General features: G+C 46.2%; 23 protein-coding genes. 16 read left to right on the top strand and 7 right to left on the bottom strand.

Annotation, left to right across the window (positions count from 1 at the left end; translation table 11 throughout):
• Window positions 1-43: 43 nt before the first annotated feature.
• The 6 genes from ibaG to mlaF all read right to left on the bottom strand — a co-directional run bounded on the left by ibaG (window position 44) and on the right by mlaF (window position 3,576).
• Window positions 44-298, bottom strand: a complete 255-nt coding sequence (gene ibaG, locus IQ209_RS10590) for a BolA family iron metabolism protein IbaG (RefSeq protein ID WP_193851274.1) — start codon at window positions 296-298, stop codon at window positions 44-46.
• Window positions 299-443: 145 nt separating this feature from the next.
• Complete coding sequence (gene mlaB / locus IQ209_RS10585; protein WP_228005826.1) at window positions 444-797, bottom strand: lipid asymmetry maintenance protein MlaB; 354 nt, start codon at window positions 795-797, stop codon at window positions 444-446.
• A 1-nt stretch (window position 798) separates the two neighbouring features.
• Complete coding sequence (mlaC, locus tag IQ209_RS10580; RefSeq protein WP_193851273.1) at window positions 799-1,428, bottom strand: phospholipid-binding protein MlaC; 630 nt, start codon at window positions 1,426-1,428, stop codon at window positions 799-801.
• Between the two features lie 34 nt (window positions 1,429-1,462).
• Window positions 1,463-1,975, bottom strand: coding sequence for an outer membrane lipid asymmetry maintenance protein MlaD (mlaD, locus tag IQ209_RS10575; protein WP_193851272.1), 513 nt, complete (start codon window positions 1,973-1,975; stop codon window positions 1,463-1,465).
• Window positions 1,976-1,979: 4 nt separating this feature from the next.
• Window positions 1,980-2,762: a lipid asymmetry maintenance ABC transporter permease subunit MlaE gene (gene mlaE / locus IQ209_RS10570; protein WP_193851325.1), complete on the bottom strand. Its 783-nt coding sequence runs from the start codon at window positions 2,760-2,762 to the stop codon at window positions 1,980-1,982.
• A 10-nt stretch (window positions 2,763-2,772) separates the two neighbouring features.
• On the bottom strand, window positions 2,773-3,576 hold the full coding sequence (mlaF, locus tag IQ209_RS10565) for a phospholipid ABC transporter ATP-binding protein MlaF (protein WP_099130829.1): 804 nt from the start codon (window positions 3,574-3,576) through the stop codon (window positions 2,773-2,775).
• A gap of 231 nt (window positions 3,577-3,807) precedes the next feature.
• Between mlaF and IQ209_RS10560 the strand changes: the two genes are divergently transcribed.
• From IQ209_RS10560 to rnk, 14 genes are all read left to right on the top strand, one after another.
• Window positions 3,808-4,785 carry a calcium/sodium antiporter gene (locus tag IQ209_RS10560; RefSeq protein WP_193851271.1) on the top strand — a complete coding sequence of 326 codons (978 nt, stop codon included), beginning with the start codon at window positions 3,808-3,810 and terminating at the stop codon, window positions 4,783-4,785.
• Window positions 4,786-4,820: 35 nt separating this feature from the next.
• Window positions 4,821-5,789: an arabinose-5-phosphate isomerase KdsD gene (gene kdsD / locus IQ209_RS10555; RefSeq protein WP_193851270.1), complete on the top strand. Its 969-nt coding sequence runs from the start codon at window positions 4,821-4,823 to the stop codon at window positions 5,787-5,789.
• A 66-nt stretch (window positions 5,790-5,855) separates the two neighbouring features.
• Complete coding sequence (gene kdsC, locus IQ209_RS10550) at window positions 5,856-6,419, top strand: 3-deoxy-manno-octulosonate-8-phosphatase KdsC (RefSeq protein WP_193851269.1); 564 nt, start codon at window positions 5,856-5,858, stop codon at window positions 6,417-6,419.
• An 18-nt stretch (window positions 6,420-6,437) separates the two neighbouring features.
• Window positions 6,438-7,031: an LPS export ABC transporter periplasmic protein LptC gene (gene lptC, locus IQ209_RS10545; protein ID WP_193851268.1), complete on the top strand. Its 594-nt coding sequence runs from the start codon at window positions 6,438-6,440 to the stop codon at window positions 7,029-7,031.
• Window positions 7,012-7,560 (top strand): lipopolysaccharide ABC transporter substrate-binding protein LptA, encoded by a 549-nt coding sequence (lptA, locus tag IQ209_RS10540; protein ID WP_193851267.1) that lies wholly within the window; start codon window positions 7,012-7,014, stop codon window positions 7,558-7,560. Before lptC ends, lptA begins: the two co-directional genes overlap by 20 nt.
• A gap of 6 nt (window positions 7,561-7,566) precedes the next feature.
• A complete protein-coding gene (gene lptB / locus IQ209_RS10535; protein ID WP_193851266.1) occupies window positions 7,567-8,292 on the top strand; it encodes an LPS export ABC transporter ATP-binding protein in 726 nt (241 codons plus the stop codon).
• 69 nt (window positions 8,293-8,361) lie between these two features.
• Complete coding sequence (rpoN, locus tag IQ209_RS10530) at window positions 8,362-9,801, top strand: RNA polymerase factor sigma-54 (RefSeq protein ID WP_193851265.1); 1,440 nt, start codon at window positions 8,362-8,364, stop codon at window positions 9,799-9,801.
• 38 nt (window positions 9,802-9,839) lie between these two features.
• Window positions 9,840-10,127 (top strand): ribosome hibernation promoting factor, encoded by a 288-nt coding sequence (hpf, locus tag IQ209_RS10525; RefSeq protein WP_099130964.1) that lies wholly within the window; start codon window positions 9,840-9,842, stop codon window positions 10,125-10,127.
• Between the two features lie 168 nt (window positions 10,128-10,295).
• Window positions 10,296-10,763: a PTS IIA-like nitrogen regulatory protein PtsN gene (gene ptsN / locus IQ209_RS10520; RefSeq protein ID WP_193851264.1), complete on the top strand. Its 468-nt coding sequence runs from the start codon at window positions 10,296-10,298 to the stop codon at window positions 10,761-10,763.
• Window positions 10,764-10,803: 40 nt separating this feature from the next.
• The gene (rapZ, locus tag IQ209_RS10515) at window positions 10,804-11,655 is read left to right on the top strand and encodes an RNase adapter RapZ (protein WP_047768744.1); all 852 of its coding nucleotides are present in this window, start codon (window positions 10,804-10,806) and stop codon (window positions 11,653-11,655) included.
• A 17-nt stretch (window positions 11,656-11,672) separates the two neighbouring features.
• Window positions 11,673-11,945, top strand: coding sequence for a PTS phosphocarrier protein NPr (gene npr / locus IQ209_RS10510; protein WP_047768742.1), 273 nt, complete (start codon window positions 11,673-11,675; stop codon window positions 11,943-11,945).
• A gap of 96 nt (window positions 11,946-12,041) precedes the next feature.
• The gene (locus IQ209_RS10505) at window positions 12,042-12,203 is read left to right on the top strand and encodes a hypothetical protein (RefSeq protein ID WP_193851263.1); all 162 of its coding nucleotides are present in this window, start codon (window positions 12,042-12,044) and stop codon (window positions 12,201-12,203) included.
• 247 nt (window positions 12,204-12,450) lie between these two features.
• Window positions 12,451-13,683 carry an alanine racemase gene (gene alr / locus IQ209_RS10500; RefSeq protein ID WP_193851262.1) on the top strand — a complete coding sequence of 411 codons (1,233 nt, stop codon included), beginning with the start codon at window positions 12,451-12,453 and terminating at the stop codon, window positions 13,681-13,683.
• Window positions 13,684-13,888: 205 nt separating this feature from the next.
• Window positions 13,889-14,299 carry a nucleoside diphosphate kinase regulator gene (rnk, locus tag IQ209_RS10495; protein WP_193851261.1) on the top strand — a complete coding sequence of 137 codons (411 nt, stop codon included), beginning with the start codon at window positions 13,889-13,891 and terminating at the stop codon, window positions 14,297-14,299.
• A 50-nt stretch (window positions 14,300-14,349) separates the two neighbouring features.
• Here the strand turns inward: rnk and pmbA are convergent, their stop codons facing one another.
• Window positions 14,350-15,693, bottom strand: coding sequence for a metalloprotease PmbA (gene pmbA / locus IQ209_RS10490; protein WP_193851260.1), 1,344 nt, complete (start codon window positions 15,691-15,693; stop codon window positions 14,350-14,352).
• Window positions 15,694-15,890: 197 nt separating this feature from the next.
• Here pmbA and yjgA point away from each other — a divergent pair, with 197 nt between their 5' ends.
• The gene (gene yjgA, locus IQ209_RS10485) at window positions 15,891-16,427 is read left to right on the top strand and encodes a ribosome biogenesis factor YjgA (RefSeq protein ID WP_193851259.1); all 537 of its coding nucleotides are present in this window, start codon (window positions 15,891-15,893) and stop codon (window positions 16,425-16,427) included.
• A gap of 218 nt (window positions 16,428-16,645) precedes the next feature.
• Window positions 16,646-18,004, top strand: a 1,359-nt coding sequence (locus tag IQ209_RS10480; protein ID WP_228005825.1) for a type VI secretion system baseplate subunit TssF, incomplete at its 3' end; no start/stop codon positions are given.

The following is an 18,004-nucleotide window of genomic DNA, read 5'->3' as shown; positions in this document are numbered from 1 at the left end:
TTATTTAATTCAAAGTGTGCTGTTCGCGGCGAGGCAAACAGCCTTAAAGTCCCTGAAGCTTACGATCACGCTGCCACTGTGCAGGTGTATAGGCTTTGATTGACAACGCGTGAATACGGTTATCAGCGATATATTCCATCAAAGGCGCATAAACAGCCTGCTGTTGTTTAACCCGGCTCAGGCCATCAAAAAGTGCGCCAACGGCAATAACCTGAAAGTGGCTGCCGTCACCGCTGACGATAACTTCATCAAGTGCCAATTTTTCCATCAGCACTTTTTTAATTTCATTCGTATCCATAGATCTGCTCACACTCGTCGTTAGAAAATAATAATAATAGTAGTAGTAGATGCCTATCCTAATGGAATACAGGCAACTCTTAAACCAAGAAAAACGCCCCTGTAAGTTGATGGCTTACAAGGGCGCTGATGATCAAAAAAAGGAATTACGCCTTGGGCTGACTATCATCAAGAAGAGCTTGCAGGCCATATAACGTTACCAACGTGCTCAGGCGTTCCCCTACACCTGAAAAAGTCAGTGTCTTGCCACGTTTCTGGTATTCACCCTTTAATTGGACAAACAGGGCCAACCCCGTAGAATCCACACGACTTAGTTGGGAGACATCAATATTGTCAATGCCCTCCAAAGCTTGTTCTTTTTGTTGCCAAAGGGGTAGCAAACTATCACGATCCAACGTGCCTTGCAGAAACAAAGTGTTACCGGCTTTTTCCCAGCTAACAGTTCTCTGATTGACGTTTTCGTTACTCATCATGCCGTTATCAACCGTCGCTTTTTCCATATCACTTTTTCTTTTCTAAAGTGATTGGGGCTTTCGCGCTGATGGCTAATTGTTCAGTCAGGCCATCAATACCTTTCTGACGCAGGATATCCACCCATTCGTTCTGCTTGGTCGTGATCATGCTCACGCCTTCTGCGATCATGTCGTAAGCCTGCCAATAACCGGTCTTACTGTTTTTACGCCATTGGAAATCTAAACGAACTGGCGGTTGTCCATTAGGATCGGTGATTGTGACACGAATGGCTACTATCGTCTTATCACCCAACGGCTGTTCTGGCGCAATCTGATACTCTTGTCCGTGATACATCGCCAAGGCCTGACCATATGCCTGCTCCAGATAGGATTCAAACGCCTTGAAATAAGCATCACGCTGCTCCGGTGTCGCTTGTTTGTAATAAGGCCCCAGAACCAGTGCCCCTGCATATTTTATCTGCACATAAGGCAGCAATTCTTGACGCACAATCTGGCGCAAAACGTCTGGATTAGCCTGAACTTGCGGTTGATCGTTCTTCAAACGGCTAAACGTTTTTGCCGCGGCATCTTTCATCAATGCGTAGGGGTTGGTTTGATCTGTAGCGCTGGCCAAGGGTGCAACCACCAGCAACGCAATCATAAGTAATCGCTTAAACATAAGTGTTATTTCTCCTGAGCAGTGGGCTGCTAACTTAGTGTGCTTGTTCCGGTGCCGAAGCGGATTTTTCCTGACTTCCGCTACTACTCTTATACAGGAACTGACCAATCAAATCTTCAAGTACCATTGCAGGCTTGGTATCTTCAATACGATCGCCATCTTTCAACATGGCAGTACCTAAATCAGGGTCATCAAACCCAATATTGAGAGCAATATATTGCTCTCCCAGTAATCCTGAAGTTCGGATAGAAAGCGAACTAGTATTTGGAATATTGTCGTATTGCGTGAAAATATCCAATTCAACTTGTGGCGTATAAGTTTTGTGATCCAGCCAGATTTTCTCCACGCGGCCAACAACGACTCCGCCAACTTTTATCGGTGAACGTACTTTCAGGCCACCGATATTATCAAACGCAGCATATACACGATAAGTTGGCTGGCTGCCGAAAGATCGAATATCTGCAACTTTGAGGCATAAAAAAATGATTGCAGCCAACGCAATCAAGACAAAAGCCCCCACCCAAATTTCATTTTTCTTGCTTTGCATCGACTTAGTTCCCAAACATCAGTGCTGTCAGCACAAAATCCAAACCCAATACCGCCAACGACGCATGAACTACCGTGCGCGTCGTCGCCCTGCTGATCCCTTCCGATGTTGGGATAGCATCATAACCATTGAACAGTGCAATCCAGGTTACCGTAATAGCAAAAACAACACTCTTGAGAAAACAGTTGAGCAAATCTTTTTGCCATTCCACCGCAGATTGCATTGATGACCAGAAGAAACCACCATCAATGCCTTTCCAATCCACACCCACTATTGCACCGCCCAAGATCCCCACAGCGACAAAGATCAAGGAGAGCAAGGGCATACTGATAAAACCAGCCCAAAAACGCGGCGCAATAACGCGGCGCAGCGGATCAACCGCCATCATTTCCAGACTGGAAATCTGTTCAGTGGCTTTCATCAAACCAATTTCTGCGGTCAACGCTGAACCCGCTCGCCCTGCAAACAGTAATGCCGTCACCACAGGCCCCAATTCACGCAACAGTGACAACGCTACCATCATACCAAGGCTGCCTTCCGCACTAAATGTGGTTAAAACTAAATAGCCCTGCAAGGCCAACACCATGCCAATAAACAGCCCTGAAACCACTATGATCAGAAGAGATTGAACACCTACGCTATACAGTTGCTGACGCAATAGTGTCCATTGTTTGGCAGTTTCTGGCTTACCAATGATTGCATTGAACAGCATAAAGCCCGCACGGCCGAATGAAGCCGTGACCTCAATCGTACGTCGGCCCATTGCGGCTAATGCCCGTGTTAACATTAACATTCCATCATCCTAATAACTCAGTTTTGTAATCCCCGGCCGGGAAACGGAAAGGTACAGGCCCATCAGCAATACCATCAAGAAACTGCCGTACCCGTTGATCCTGATTCATTCTCAATTGATCTGGAGTACCTTCTGCGATCACTTTCTTCTCAGCCACAATATAAGCATAATCGGCAATACTCAGTACTTCAGGCACATCGTGGGAAACCACGACACACGTAACACCCAGCGCATGATTCAGCTCATCGATCAGCTTCACTAAAACGCCCATCGTGATGGGGTCTTGACCGACAAAAGGTTCATCAAACATGATTAAGTCGGGATCGAGTGCAATCGCCCTTGCTAATGCCGCTCGCCTTGCCATACCGCCAGAGAGTTCCGATGGCATCAAGTGCGCAGCGCCACGCAACCCTACCGCTTCCAGCTTCATCATCACGGTTGTGTGAATCAACGCTTCAGGCAGTTGGGTATGCTCACGCAAGGGAAAAGCCACATTGTCAAAAACATTCAGATCGGTGAACAAGGCACCTGACTGAAATAACATGCTCATTTTCTTGCGGGCAGCATACAAGCGGGGGCGGGACAACGCCGGAATATTATCACCATCAAACCAAATTTCACCGCGCTCAGGGCGAATTTGCCCCCCGATCAGACGCAGCAACGTGGTTTTTCCTATACCAGAAGGCCCCATAATGGCGGTAATTTTTCCTTTCGGAACGGTCAGATTAATATCAGCAAAAATCGGGCGTTGGCCTCGGGTGAAATGCATTCCGCAGATCTCAATAAGATTTGCTGTTTGTTGACTCATTGTTGATAGCCCCTAACCGTTAATAGAACTGTCTTCATGACTGTATTTAAATAATTAATCATGCATACTACAAAAAATTGCCCAATTTTGCGTTAGCAAAGTTGTGACAAATTTTACTTTTTATCGCTTGATCGTCAGAATGTATAAGTCTAGCTGAATAAACATTCCATGTTTAAAAATCAACCATTATTAGCATTATGCTCGGAATAAAACTTATTTAAGGGACACGCCATGTTTCTGACAATTGTACTGCTCATTACCGGGTTGATTTTACTGGTGTATGGTTCCGATAGATTAGTTTATGGTGCGGCCGTTTTTGCCCGCGCCATGAAAATATCCCCTTTTATTGTCGGCCTGGTTATTATGGGAATAGGAACCTCGCTGCCAGAACTGATGGTCTCTGTCACAGCAATTTTAGATGGACAGCCAGACATGGCCATAGGCAATGCCATTGGTTCCAATATTACTAACCTGTTGCTCATTACGGGAGCAGCCGCTTTCATTCGGCCAATCAGGGTAAAATCAGAAATCTTGCGACAAGAAGTGCCCCTCATGTTGGCGATCACCGCATTTGCAGGGTATTTGCTATCCAATGGATATCTGAGTCGGCTGGATGGTATTCTTTTAGTGCTTTCAGCCCTCTTCTTTATCTCTCTGATGATAAAGATGACCGCTTTCTCCCAACACAATGGGGTTGATAGCTATACCCAGGAACGAAATGCCGAATTGCCGGTCGAAGGCAACAAAGGAATTGCACTGCTTTGGGTGGTTCTGGGGTTAATGATTCTTCCCATTTCTACCCGCATGGTGATTGATAATGCCACCGTTATTGCACGTATTTATGGTGTTAGCGAACTGGTGATTGGCCTGACAATCCTTGCCGTGGGAACCAGTTTGCCTGAGCTTGCCACCGCTATTGCTGCTGCCATAAAAGGTGAGAGTGACATGGCAATGGGCAATATTGTTGGCTCAAACGTATTCAATGCCACCCTTGTTCTGGGTGTCCCTGCCATACTTTCCCCTAGTGCCTTTTCACCCCACGCATTTTCCCGTGATTTTTGGGTCATGATGGCAGCGAGTATACTATTCACGGTATTTTGTCTGGGAAGAAAGCATCGATTGAACCGATTGAACGGCATCTTGCTACTGGGCTGTTTTATCGCTTATTTTGTCGTACTTTTTGTTTCTAATTATTACGGTACTGAGTAATTGCCGATTGAATGGGAAAAGAGTGGGAAGTAAAAATGCCTAAAATCGATTTTCAGCAAGCAGGTAAGCAAGTATTACATATTGAACTTGAAGGGCTGGTTGGCCTGGAACAATACATTAATGACGATTTCAGCCAAGCCTGTGAACTCATGTTTAGTTGTGAAGGAAAGGTCATTGTAATGGGGATGGGCAAATCCGGTCATATTGGACGAAAAATCGCTGCGACATTTGCCAGCACCGGGACACCTTCGTTCTTTGTCCATCCTGGTGAAGCCAGCCACGGCGATCTCGGCATGGTAACAACAAAAGACATCGTGCTGGCGATTTCCAATTCCGGTGAATCAAATGAAATTCTGGCGTTAATTCCCGTACTCAAGCGACAAAAAGTCCCGCTCATTTGTATGACAAATAATCGCAACAGTAACATGGGCAAAGCCGCAGACATCCACTTGTGTATCAAAGTTCCCCAAGAAGCCTGTCCATTGGGCTTGGCCCCCACCACCAGCACCACCGCCACTCTCGTCATGGGCGATGCATTAGCCCTTGCACTCTTGCAGGCCCGTGGCTTTACCGCCGAAGATTTCGCGCTTTCCCATCCAGGTGGAGCACTCGGACGCAAACTTCTGCTGCTGGCCAGTGACTTAATGACTACGGGTAATGACATTCCCCGTGTTCCCCGTACAGCAACTCTGCGTGAGGCTTTGGTGGAAATTACCCGCAAAAAATTGGGCATGACGGTTATTTGTGATAATGACATGCAGATCAGTGGTATTTTTACCGATGGCGATTTACGCCGTGTTTTCGATATGGGCATTGATTTAAACAATGCAAAAATCTCTGATGTCATGACGGTCGGCGGCATCCGTATTAAACCCAATGCACTGGCGGTTGATGCTTTAAACCTGATGCAATCACGCCATATCACCTCACTATTGGTCACAGAAGGTGACAAATTATTGGGTGTACTGCACATGCACGATCTTTTGCAGGCCGGGGTTGTGTAGGCCGGTTCTATAAAGCACGTAAACTGATACAAATAAGCATGATATAAATCTTAAGAGAATTTCTTAATGAGTCAAAAAGCGTACCTGGACACCTGTTATGGCCCAGTTAATAAAGTCATTATCGAAAAAGCCCGTCAAATCCGTTTGCTGATTTGTGATGTTGATGGCGTGATGTCTGACGGGCTTATCTACATGGGCAATGAAGGCGAAGAGCTGAAAGCCTTTAACGTTCGTGATGGTTATGGCATCCGTTGTTTAATTACCTCTGGTATTGAAGTTGCCATTATCACTGGCCGCAAAGCAAAGCTGCTGGAAAATCGGGCAGAAACACTCGGTATTACACATCTTTACCAAGGACAAAACGATAAGGTTTTGGCGTATAAGGAACTGTTAGATAAACTAGCGCTCCAGCCAGAGCAAGTCGCCTATATTGGTGATGACCTTATTGACTGGCCTGTCATGGCACAAGTTGGATTATCTGTTGCAGTTGCTGATGCCCATCCTTTACTGTTGCCAAAAGCAGATTATGTGACTCAGATTGCCGGCGGTCGCGGTGCAGTCAGGGAACTTTGTGATTTGGTGCTCTTCGCTCAGAATAAGCTCGAAGATGCCAAAGGGTTATCCATATAAATTAAAATTGAAAAAAGAATGAGCAAAATTCAATCCTGGCTGATCGCAATACTGGCACTGATCGCGCTTGCGCTGATTGGCTGGAATTTTTCGAATGTAAATGATGATGCCTCATCAGCCATTGTGGATGATGGTTATCCGACTTATCAAACACAAGAGGCCATTACTTTTGTCTATGATCCGGAAGGTAAGCTGACTTACAAACTGGTCGCTGACGATGTTAAAAACTATACGGAAACCAAGTTGACCTGGTTTACCAACCCCGTATTGACAACATTTGACCCCAATGGCACCCCTGGCACCCCGATAGCGACATGGACAGTACGCGCCAACAAGGCCAAACTGACCCAAGATAAGATGCTCTATCTGTACGGGGATGTCCAAGTGGATAGCCTGAACGATGCGTCACAATTGCAGCGGATCACAACAGACAATGCGATCGTCAATCTGACAACCCAAGATGTCGCATCCGATGACCGCGTCACGCTTATTGGTGTCGGTCTGAAATCTGTTGGCATGAAAATGCGTGGCAATCTACGAAACAAAACTGCTGAACTGATTGAAAAGGTGACCACTCAATATGAGATTCCACATGAACAACCTAATCCGTAATTCCGTTATTGCCAGTACACTTTTTGCCGTCAGCCTGCCCGTACTGGCCTTAAAAGATGATACAAAAAAGCCCATTACCATCGATTCAGCAAGACAATCGCTGGATTTAACGGGAAACATTGCCACATTTACGGATAATGTTATCGTAAAACAAGGCTCGATCGACATTCATGCAGATAAGGTCGTTGTTACCCGCCCGGAAGGAAATTCCGACAAGACAGTGATTGAAGCGTTCGGTAATCCTGCCACTTTTTACCAATTGCAAGATGATGGTAAGCCCATCAAAGGTCATGCATCAAAGATGCGCTATGAGATGGATAAAGAGCTGGTCACCTTGACAGGGAACGCCTATCTTGAACAGCTAGACAGCAATATCAAAGGCGATAAAATCACTTATCTGGTACCGACACAACAAATGGAAGCGTTTAGTGATAAAGGTAAACATGTCACCACTGTCCTGTTACCTGCCCAGCTACAAGAAAAAGGCCCTGGTGCTAACGGCGCTGACGCTCAGAAAAAGGGTAAATAACGACTGATGGCAATATTAAACGCAGAAAATCTGGCGAAAGCCTATAAAGGCCGTAAGGTCGTTGAGAACGTCAGCCTAAACGTGAAATCGGGGGAGATTGTTGGCTTGCTTGGACCTAATGGGGCAGGCAAAACCACGACTTTCTATATGGTAGTCGGCATTGTTCCACGTGATGCTGGCTCTATCACCATTGATGAAGAAGATATTAGCCTGCTGCCCCTGCATGAACGTGCACGCCGTGGGATAGGTTACTTACCTCAGGAAGCGTCCATCTTCCGTCGTTTGAGTGTATTCGACAATTTGATGGCAGTACTGGAGATCCACAACGACCTGACTCAGGAGCAAAGAAAAGCGCGTGCAGAAGAATTGATGGAAGAATTCCACATCTCTCACCTGCGTGATAACCTTGGCCAATCACTTTCCGGTGGTGAACGCCGTAGAGTGGAGATTGCCCGTGCACTGGCAGCCAATCCAAAATTCATTCTGTTGGATGAACCTTTTGCCGGTGTTGATCCCATTTCCGTACTGGATATTAAAAAGATCATTCAACATCTGCGGGATTACGGGTTGGGAGTGCTGATTACTGACCACAATGTGCGTGAAACGCTGGATGTCTGTGAACGTGCCTATATCGTCAGCCAGGGTCATTTGATTGCCCACGGTACGCCGAATGACATCCTGAATAACGAACAGGTCAAACGCGTCTATTTGGGGGAAGGTTTCCGCCTTTAACTTTTATCCTTCTGTCAGGCGCGATTCAAGGAACTATTCAAGCTAGGTTAAGGAGAAAGTGGTAACCCTATGAAGCAAAGTTTGCAACTCAGGCTCAGTCAGCAATTGACGATGACGCCACAACTCCAGCAAGCCATCCGTTTGTTGCAACTCTCTACGCTTGAGCTTCAGCAAGAGATTCAGCAAGCGTTGGAAACCAACCCGCTGCTTGAACAGGATGACCTGCATCAGGAAGTGGAGAATCAGGCCCTTTCTGATGCTGACACTGAAGTCATGGATACCCGTGAAGCACTTGAACAGAAGGATATGCCTGAAGAACTACCGTTGGATGCCAGTTGGGATGAAATTTACACCGCTGGCACGCCTTCAGGAACTCACAGTGACTATAGCGCTGATGACTTCCCCGTATACCAGGGAGAAACCACCCAAACCCTGCAAGATTATCTCATGTGGCAAGCAGGATTAACGCCATTTACCGAAACGGACGCAGCCATTGCCACTTCAATCATTGACGCCATTGATGACACCGGATATCTGACCATTTCTATCGAAGAGATCCTTGCCAGCATTGGTGATGATGAGCTGACTTTGTCAGAAGTCGAAACCGTTCTCAAACGTATACAACATTTTGATCCAATCGGCGTTGCTGCCCGTGACTTACGCGAATGCTTGCTTATCCAGCTTGCAATGCGCCCGCCCAAGACACCTTATCTGAATGACGCCAAACTTATTGCCAGCAACTATCTGGCACTACTGGGTAACCGAGACTTCCGTAATTTATTACGTCAGAGCAAATTAAAAGAGAGTACCCTGAAGGGGGCAATTGATATCATCCAATCACTGGAACCAAAACCTGGCCTGGTAATCAATACTGGTGAATCCGAGTATGTTATTCCAGATGTATTGGTACAGAGAGAAAATGGAAGCTGGCAAGTCAGGCTAAATACCGATAGCATCCCCCGTCTGCGCATCAACCAACACTACGCAGCACTGGGACAACGGGCCAATAATGAGAATGACAGCCTGTTTATACGCAACAACTTGCAAGAGGCTAAATGGCTGCTCAAGAGTCTCGAAAGCCGTAATGAAACATTACTAAAAGTCGCCTGCTGTATTGTTGAACGGCAACAAGATTTTTTTGAATATGGTGAGGAACACATGAAACCACTGGTTTTGGCTGATATCGCCTATCAGATTGACATGCATGAGTCCACCATTTCCCGCGTGACCACCCAGAAATACCTGTATAGTCCACGAGGGATCTTTGAACTTAAATATTTTTTCTCCAGTCACGTCAACACTGACAGTGGTGGTGAAGCCTCTTCTACCGCGATACGTGCTCTGGTGAAAAAACTGGTCGCGGCAGAAAACCCGGTCAAGCCACTGAGTGACAGTAAATTGACCAGCATACTCGCTGAACAAGGTATTCAAGTGGCTCGCCGAACTGTCGCAAAATATAGAGAGTCGTTATCCATCCCGCCTTCAAACCAACGTAAAAAATTGGTTTGAACAACACAGAGAAGGAAAACACTATGCAACTCAAATCCATGCAACTCAATGTTACAGGCCACAATATTGAAATTACCGATGCGCTCCGCAACGTTGTGAACACCAAATGCGGCAAATTGAATCAATATTTCGATAAAATTAACCTCATTCAGGTCATCCTTCGAGTAGAAAAGGTGCAACGGATCGCCGAAGCTACGGTGTATGTTAATGGAGGTGAGTTGCACGCAACCTCAGAACATGAAGACATGTATGCGGCAATTGATGTACTGGTAGATAAGCTAGCGCGTCAATTGACCAAACACAAAAGTAAATTGAGACAACATTAATCGCTTTTAGGCAACGGGGCTGTCATAAAATTATCACTGTTCTATCTATAACACCGTCTATAACGCCCTGTACTTAGTGCGATCTGTAGTTCGGTTTTAGACGCAGTGCATTAATACCGGATGCCTCATTAGGCATCTGGTATAACAAAGCCCTAAGTGAATAAAGAAATGAACAACGAAACAGATTTACCACTAAGCTCTGTGCTTTCACCCGCATGTACACGCAACAACGTACCTTGTTCGAGTAAAAAGCGCGCCTTAGAGATTATCAGTGAGCTGGCATCAAAACAGCTTGAAGTGCCGGAAAATGCCGTATTCGAGGCTATTCTTTCGCGCGAAAAAGTAGGCACAACAGGAATTGGCAACGGGATTGCGATCCCTCACGGCAAATTGGATAAAGAGTGTTCGGATAATGCCGTTGGGGTATTCTTGCACCTGGAACAACCCATTACCTTCGACGCCATCGATAATCAACCTGTTGACTTGCTGTTTGCTTTATTGGTGCCATCAGACCAGTGTCAAACCCATTTACACTCACTATCATTGATTGCAAAGCGCCTTGCAGATAAAAATCTCTGCCGTCGCCTGCGCTCAGCGCAGAGTGATGAAGAACTGTATAAAATTATTACTGAATAAATAGCGATTATAATTATAAACATTTAGGGGGAGTCACCTCATGGTGCTGATGATAGTCAGTGGTCGTTCAGGTTCTGGGAAATCCGTTGCTTTGCGTGCATTGGAAGATATGGGCTTCTATTGCGTGGATAACCTGCCCGTTGTGTTGCTGCCAGAATTGGCAAACACACTGGCCGAACGTGATATCTCGGCTGCGGTTAGCATTGATGTCAGAAACATGCCGGAGTCGCCAGAAATTTTTGAAGAAGCCCTGACGCAATTGCCTGACAGTTTTTCACCACAGTTACTGTTTCTTGATGCGGATCGTAATACTCTGATCCGCCGCTACAGTGACACACGCCGTTTGCACCCACTCTCCAGCAAGAACCTGTCACTGGAAAGTGCCATTGACCAAGAAAGCGATTTACTTGAACCCCTGCGCTCACGCGCTGACTTGATCATTGATACCTCTGAAATGTCCGTTCATGAACTGGCGGAAATGCTCAGGACACGTCTATTAGGCAAACGGGAACGAGAATTAACGATGGTGTTTGAATCCTTTGGATTCAAACACGGTATTCCTATCGACGCAGACTATGTTTTCGATGTGCGTTTCCTGCCAAACCCTCACTGGGACCCGAAACTGCGCCCAATGACGGGTTTGGATCGTCCTGTGGCTGCATTTTTGGATCGCCATACGGAAGTTCATAATTTTATTTATCAGACCCGTAGCTATCTTGAGCTTTGGCTACCCATGCTGGAAACCAATAATCGCAGCTATCTGACGGTCGCTATTGGTTGCACAGGCGGTAAACACCGCTCAGTCTATGTGGCAGAACAGTTGGCTGATTATTTTCGTTCCCGTGGCAAAAACGTGCAATCACGCCACCGCACACTGGAAAAACGCAAATAATATAAATAACACAAGCCATGACAGTCAAACAAAGACTTGAAATTAAAAATCGGCTCGGAATGCATGCTCGGCCTGCGATGAAACTGCATGATCTGGTACAACAGTTTCAATCAGAAGTGATTCTGCGTAACAGCAGTAACTTACAGGCCGAGGCCCGCAGCGTCATTGCCATGCTGATGCTGGATTCTGAACAAGGCAGCCATATTGACGTTGAAGTCAATGGGCCGGATGAACAACAAGCACTGGCGGCCATTATCGAACTCTTCAACGCCGGGTTTGACGAAGAGTAACACGTCCCTTCTATATATATTGTCTCTAATGGCTTCTTATTCAAGACAATACTCCCACCCTCCCAAAAATCTAACGGTACGACAGACGGATTTAACTTGAATTTTGATTCATTCCCTGACGCACTCCAAGTTATGGTCGATCAGGTTATCCCTCTATTGCAAAAAAGAAACCTCTTTCGGGCTGACTATACAGAGCAAACCATTAGAGAGCGCTTCGGTGTGGTCGATTGCCAAGGTAAACGCGCAATCAGTTATTAAAACTGACCAAAGGTAAAAAATCATTAATATAAACCATTTGTTAAATTCTCACAAAGAGTAAAAATAAGACGTTTTCATTATTAATTTAGTTAATTAATCTAATTATTTATAAATAGTGTAATATAGATAATAAATGTTATCTTTCAATAAGTTAAGTATGTGAAATTAAATTAGAAAAAACTTATTATTAAAACGCAATTACACGAAGAACATTATGCATACAGTTCCTAAAATGGAGATTTACTTCATGCGTTTTAATAAAACCACACTGGCAATTCTTCTTGGTTTGAGTCTGTCTCAAGGTATTGCCCAAGCAGCGCCTGTACTCTCTTTAGATAACACCCATGCAGAAAGCATCGCAGCAACCAATAACGCTTGGGTTGAAATCAATACTACGACTTTCGAAAATAATATTCACACACTGCAAAAGAAACTGAATAAAGGCACCAAAATGTGTGCGGTTTTGAAAGGTGATGCTTACGGTCATGGTATTGACCTGCTGATGCCCTCTATCATCAAAACTGGCGTGCCTTGTGTAGGGATCACCAGTAATGAAGAAGCCCGCATCGTGCGTGAAAGCGGCTTTAAAGGACAACTGATACGTGTCCGTACGGCTGACATCGCTGAAATCGAAAGCACATTGGGCTATGACATGGAAGAGATGATCGGCGATCTGGATCATGCTCAAGCTATTGATGCTCTGGCACAAAAACACGGTAAAGCCATTCGCGTTCACCTGATGCTGAATACAGGCCTTATGAGCCGCAACGGTTTGGAAATGAAAACTGAGCAGGGCAAGCAAGAAGCTTTAAAAATCGCTCAGTTATCTAACCTGAAACTGGTTGGCATGATGAGCCACCATGCATTCACCGATCTGGCTGCAATCCGTGACAGCATTAAAAACTTCAAAGAACAAACTTCCTGGCTGATTAAAACAGCAAATCTGAACAGAAACGAAATCACGCTGCACGCATCAAGCTCTTTTGCATCACTTAGTATTCCTGAAGCGCAGTTCGACATGGCTCGCGTTGGCAGTGCGCTATACGGCATTCTGACCACCAGCCACCCAGAATTCAAGCCATTGATTCAAATGAAAACCCGTATTGCTTCTGTTAAAACATATCCTAAAGGTAATGGTGTCGGTTACGACAACACTTACATCCTAAAACGCGATTCCAAGCTCGCTAACTTGCCGATTGGGTTCTCTGATGGCTTTAGTTCTGCCATGTCAAACAAAGCTTACGTTCTGATCAACGGTCACCGTGCCCCTGTTGTCGGTAGCGTTTCCATGAACACCGTGATGGTCGATGTAACTGACTTACCAGAAGTGAAGAGTGGCGATGAAGTAGTCATTTTCGGTAAACAAGGTAACGACGAAATCACTCAGTCTGATATCCAGAAATGGGGCGGAATGCATGTCGTTGAGTTTTCTTCCATTTGGGGAGAAACCAACCCACGTATCGTAACCACAGGATCATAATCTGTAGATCAAAATGGTGGCAGACTGTTCTTTTTTCCATTACGGATAAGCCTTGTTTCATTAACAATGCAAAACAGTTCGTGATCATGATCTCTTTATTTTCGCGGCAGAACAGCCTAATATCATTTAAATTACTTTGAAAATAACACCCCCCTCCTTGCGATGTGGGGTGTTATTTTGTATTGAGCCTAATTTGGAGTGTGGTATGAAAAAACCTAAAATCATTATCAATGAATTGGATGCCGAACGTTTAGATTCCCTGTTGGAACAACCTGCTTTTGCCAATACCCGCATCGCAGAAGCCTTGAATGAAGAGTTGGATAGAGCGGAAATAGTGGCACCAGTAGATATCCCAGCCGATGTTGTCACCATGAACAGTGAAGTTCGCTTTATTGATCAGGGCAGCGATGAAGAGCGTATTCGTACACTGGTCTACCCTGCTTCCCTGCAAGACAGCACCAAACATCTGTCCGTCATGGCGCCTTTAGGTGCAGCTCTTCTGGGATTGCGGGTGAATGATGAAATAACATGGAAGTTGCCAAACGGTGAAACAACCCGCATAAAAGTATTAGAAATACTTTATCAGCCAGAAGCCGCAGGCGAATATCACCGCTAATTTCCAGCCAGCTCAGTGACATCGAACTGGCTGCTGTTAATTGAGTATCCCTACTGACCGGCGATACTCATTTCCGGCAACAACACCGAACCACACTGAATATTGCTACGTGTTTCGATATCATTACCCATTGTCACCATATTTGCCCACATATCTTTCAAATTACCTGCAATGGTGATCTCACTGACAGGATACTGAATCTCGCCATTCTCAACCCAAAAACCGGAGGCGCCGCGAGAATAATCACCTGTCACCGCGCTAACGCCCTGTCCCATCAGCTCAGTGACGATCAGGCCAGTGCCCATTTCACGCAACAAACCAGCAAAGTCCAGACCTTGACCTGCAATACGCCAGTTATGAATTCCACCTGCATGGCCCGTGTTCACCATTCCCAACTTACGGGCAGAATAGGAAGTCAGCAACCAAGTCTGTAAAACACCCTCTTTAACAATATCACGTGGTATTGTACGCACGCCTTCACTGTCAAATGGCGTTGAAGCTAACCCACGCAATAAATGCGGCTGTTCTTCAATCGTCAGCCATGAAGGTAAGATCGGTTTGCCCAGGCTATCCAACAAGAAAGAAGATTTACGATAAATGCTGCTACCGCTGATTGCGCCAACCAAATGACCGAACAACCCCGTCGCCACCTCCGCAACAAAGAGAACTGGCGCTTTCATGGTTGGTAACTTACGCGCTCCCAGACGGGAAAGTGTCCGGCGAGCACATTCCTGCCCCACCCACTCAGGCGATTTCAACTCGTCAAAATGACGACTCACGGTATAAGCATAATCGCGTTCCATCTTGCCATCTTGCTCGGCAATCACACAGCTTGACATAGAATGACGACTTGAGCAGTAGCTTTGCAGCATACCGTGGCTATTACCAAATACCCGGATACCATAATGGCTGTTGAAACTTCCGCCTTCCGTATTAGTAATGCGCCCATCTGCCTGCAATGACGCTTGTTCAGCTCGGGCTGCCAACTCAATAGCTTTATCTGCATCCAAATCAGCGGGATGGAAAAGATCCAACTCAGGCGCTTCAAATGCCAATAACGCTTTATCGGCCGGGCCAGCATAAGGATCAGGCGAGGTATAACGCGCAATATCAATGGCGGCCTGCACAGTACGGGCAATCGCTTCTGGACTGAGATCTGTTGAGGAAGCGCTACCTTTGCGCTGCTGGTGATAAACCGTGATCCCCAATGCGCCGTCACTGTTAAACTCAACATTTTCGACTTCACTAAAACGGGTACTAACGCTAATCCCCGTTGTTTTATTGACCGCGACTTCCGCAGCATCACAACCGGATTTAGCCAACTCTAGCGCATGGGTAACCGCCTCTTCCAGCAGCTTACGCTGCTCTGCGATTTGTTGATTGGTGACTATCATTAATTAACATAATCCAATGAATTAAAGAGAGAATTCGTCAGAAAAAATGCCTGCTTCCGGTTCATGACACGAATGTCGAGTGGTAATCAGGCATTTTTCCCAGTTACAATACACAATATTAGGATGTTAACACCCACCGGACGATAGGTCATGCTCCAAAACGTGCCTTATCCGGCCTTTTTAGAAGGAAAACAATTATGGCAAAGCAGCCTGAAGATTGGCTCGACAATTATCCTGCTGAAGAGGAAGAAGAAGAGATAATCTGGGTCAGTAAAAGTGAAATCAAGCGGGATGCTGAGATCCTGAAAAAGTTGGGAACGGAACTGGTTGAACTGAGTAAAAACCAACTGGAGCGAATTCCACTGGATGAAGATTTGCGGGCAGCGATTGAGTTGGCACAGAAAATAAAACGTGAAGGACGTCGCCGTCAATTGCAGCTCATTGGCAAACTGTTGCGTGCCCGCGATCCTGAGCCAATCACCACTGCGCTGGATAAACTGAAAAACCGTCACAACCAGCAAGTCGTTGTTTTACATAAGCTGGAAGAACTGCGTGACAAATTGCTTGAAGATGATGATGCTTTTGAAGAAGTCATCACACTGTATCCACATACTGATCGCCAGCAACTTCGCACATTGGTTCGTAATGCGAAAAAGGAAAAGGCAGCTAACAAGCCACCTAAATCCTACCGTCAAATTTTCCAATATTTGAAAGAGTTATCGGAATCCGCTTAGTCCATCTTCACCGCCATTTCATTAAGAACTGGCGGTCATTTCCTGCTTTTTTCAGTCCCAAATGGGAAAGATCGGAATCGAAATTCAATACAGCACAGCGCTGGAATGTTGCCCCTATTTTTATCTGAATGTCTTATCAAAAACGGCCGACATCCCCATATCCCGCCAAAATCAGACGAAAATTGAATCTAATTGGTTAATTAATTTGACCTATAAGCATGTACAATAAACGTGCTTTGCTGATCGATCTCGCATTTTATCTCACTGATATTCAGCATGACACCGAAACCCTATTGATAAAACATAAGTTAAATTCAATGAAAAACGACAAGGAATCGCTCTACCTAAAAGAGCGCGCTTACCTGCGAGAGCTGGCTGGGTACATTGCGAAAGAGTCGCCGCATCTGGCTGAATTTCTGGTTTCCTCTCATGATCCCGATATTCAACGGGTTTTCGAAGCCTTTGCCTTCTTAATTGCCAATCTGCGGGATAAGCTGGCGGATGATTTTCCCGAAATTGTTCACGGTCTTCTCTCCCGTATCTGGCCGTTAGCCCTGTCTCCAATCCCACCGACAACGCTAGTGCAGTTTACGCCCACGGATGATGAACATCAGGGCACGGCTGATATCCCACAGGGAACGTCAGTGACTGCCAGCCTTAACGGGCAATTGCTCGACTTTAAAACCTGCCGTCCTTTGCATATTGAACCCTTGATTGTGCAGGAGCGCGCCGTCAGGAAAACGGGCACTCACAGTGAAATTGTCCTGACACTATGCCAGACCGGTTCGGCGTCTTCTTTCTGGCAAAGTGGCCCGCTGACGTTCTTCCTTGGCACTGACACAGCGCGCGCCGCTCAGCTCAGCCTGTGGCTGGATCACCATATCTGTGATATCAGCCTGAACACACAGGACGAGCGGCGAACCATGAAAAGTTTTCCTTCTGGCTGGCATGGCCTGCTTGACGAACCGTTGCTGCCCACCGCCAAAAGTCCCTATTCCGGCCTGCAACCCCTGGTGGAATACTATGCGTTGCCGGCGCTTTATAACTTCGTCACGCTGGATATCAGTCGTCGCTGTGCGCAAGTGCCGCTCAATGACGATGGCACGTTTGAACTGATTTTGCGGTTCGAGGGTGAATTGCCGCTGGATGATGTCGGGGGGGCATTTTTGTTGGGTTGTGTTCCGGCGATTCATTTGGAAAACCAGACCAGCCCGCCTGTCCGGTTGGAAGCCGGTAATCACGCTTATCCCCTGCCATTGGGGGAGTCGGTACGGTTATTCCGGCTGCGGGAGGTTCAGGTGGTGCAACAGCCCGAAGACAGCGAGCAGCGTGGCACGCCTTATCACTGGCTGCCGATTGCGCAGTTTGTGCCCGCCGGGCGTTTTTCCGATGACGATGAGCCGCCCGACACGTTTTACTACCAGATCCAGACTGCGTCTGATTTTCTGGGCAGAACCCGGCACTGGCTGTGCTTTTTTGATTTGACCGGCAACCCGGCAAACAATCTGCCGGAGATTGCTGTCTCGTGCTCTTTCATCGGCTACCATGAGCAGGCCCTGACGCTGGAACAAGGCGCA

This window comes from Xenorhabdus sp. BG5, from assembly GCF_015163665.1.
Taxonomy (GTDB): Bacteria; Pseudomonadota; Gammaproteobacteria; order Enterobacterales; family Enterobacteriaceae; genus Xenorhabdus.
The sequence above is the reverse complement of the archived record's forward strand: the minus strand, read 5'-3'. Positions and strand labels throughout refer to the sequence as shown.

Coding starts and splice junctions, on each gene's coding strand:
- ibaG (WP_193851274.1), bottom strand. CDS start 298: ATGGATACGAATGAAATTAAAAAAGTGCTGATGGAAAAATTGGCACTT.
- mlaB (WP_228005826.1), bottom strand. CDS start 797: ATGGAAAAAGCGACGGTTGATAACGGCATGATGAGTAACGAAAACGTC.
- mlaC (WP_193851273.1), bottom strand. CDS start 1,428: ATGTTTAAGCGATTACTTATGATTGCGTTGCTGGTGGTTGCACCCTTG.
- mlaD (WP_193851272.1), bottom strand. CDS start 1,975: ATGCAAAGCAAGAAAAATGAAATTTGGGTGGGGGCTTTTGTCTTGATT.
- mlaE (WP_193851325.1), bottom strand. CDS start 2,762: ATGTTAACACGGGCATTAGCCGCAATGGGCCGACGTACGATTGAGGTC.
- mlaF (WP_099130829.1), bottom strand. CDS start 3,576: ATGAGTCAACAAACAGCAAATCTTATTGAGATCTGCGGAATGCATTTC.
- IQ209_RS10560 (WP_193851271.1), top strand. CDS start 3,808: ATGTTTCTGACAATTGTACTGCTCATTACCGGGTTGATTTTACTGGTG.
- kdsD (WP_193851270.1), top strand. CDS start 4,821: ATGCCTAAAATCGATTTTCAGCAAGCAGGTAAGCAAGTATTACATATT.
- kdsC (WP_193851269.1), top strand. CDS start 5,856: ATGAGTCAAAAAGCGTACCTGGACACCTGTTATGGCCCAGTTAATAAA.
- lptC (WP_193851268.1), top strand. CDS start 6,438: ATGAGCAAAATTCAATCCTGGCTGATCGCAATACTGGCACTGATCGCG.
- lptA (WP_193851267.1), top strand. CDS start 7,012: ATGAACAACCTAATCCGTAATTCCGTTATTGCCAGTACACTTTTTGCC.
- lptB (WP_193851266.1), top strand. CDS start 7,567: ATGGCAATATTAAACGCAGAAAATCTGGCGAAAGCCTATAAAGGCCGT.
- rpoN (WP_193851265.1), top strand. CDS start 8,362: ATGAAGCAAAGTTTGCAACTCAGGCTCAGTCAGCAATTGACGATGACG.
- hpf (WP_099130964.1), top strand. CDS start 9,840: ATGCAACTCAATGTTACAGGCCACAATATTGAAATTACCGATGCGCTC.
- ptsN (WP_193851264.1), top strand. CDS start 10,296: ATGAACAACGAAACAGATTTACCACTAAGCTCTGTGCTTTCACCCGCA.
- rapZ (WP_047768744.1), top strand. CDS start 10,804: ATGGTGCTGATGATAGTCAGTGGTCGTTCAGGTTCTGGGAAATCCGTT.
- npr (WP_047768742.1), top strand. CDS start 11,673: ATGACAGTCAAACAAAGACTTGAAATTAAAAATCGGCTCGGAATGCAT.
- alr (WP_193851262.1), top strand. CDS start 12,451: ATGCGTTTTAATAAAACCACACTGGCAATTCTTCTTGGTTTGAGTCTG.
- rnk (WP_193851261.1), top strand. CDS start 13,889: ATGAAAAAACCTAAAATCATTATCAATGAATTGGATGCCGAACGTTTA.
- pmbA (WP_193851260.1), bottom strand. CDS start 15,693: ATGATAGTCACCAATCAACAAATCGCAGAGCAGCGTAAGCTGCTGGAA.
- yjgA (WP_193851259.1), top strand. CDS start 15,891: ATGGCAAAGCAGCCTGAAGATTGGCTCGACAATTATCCTGCTGAAGAG.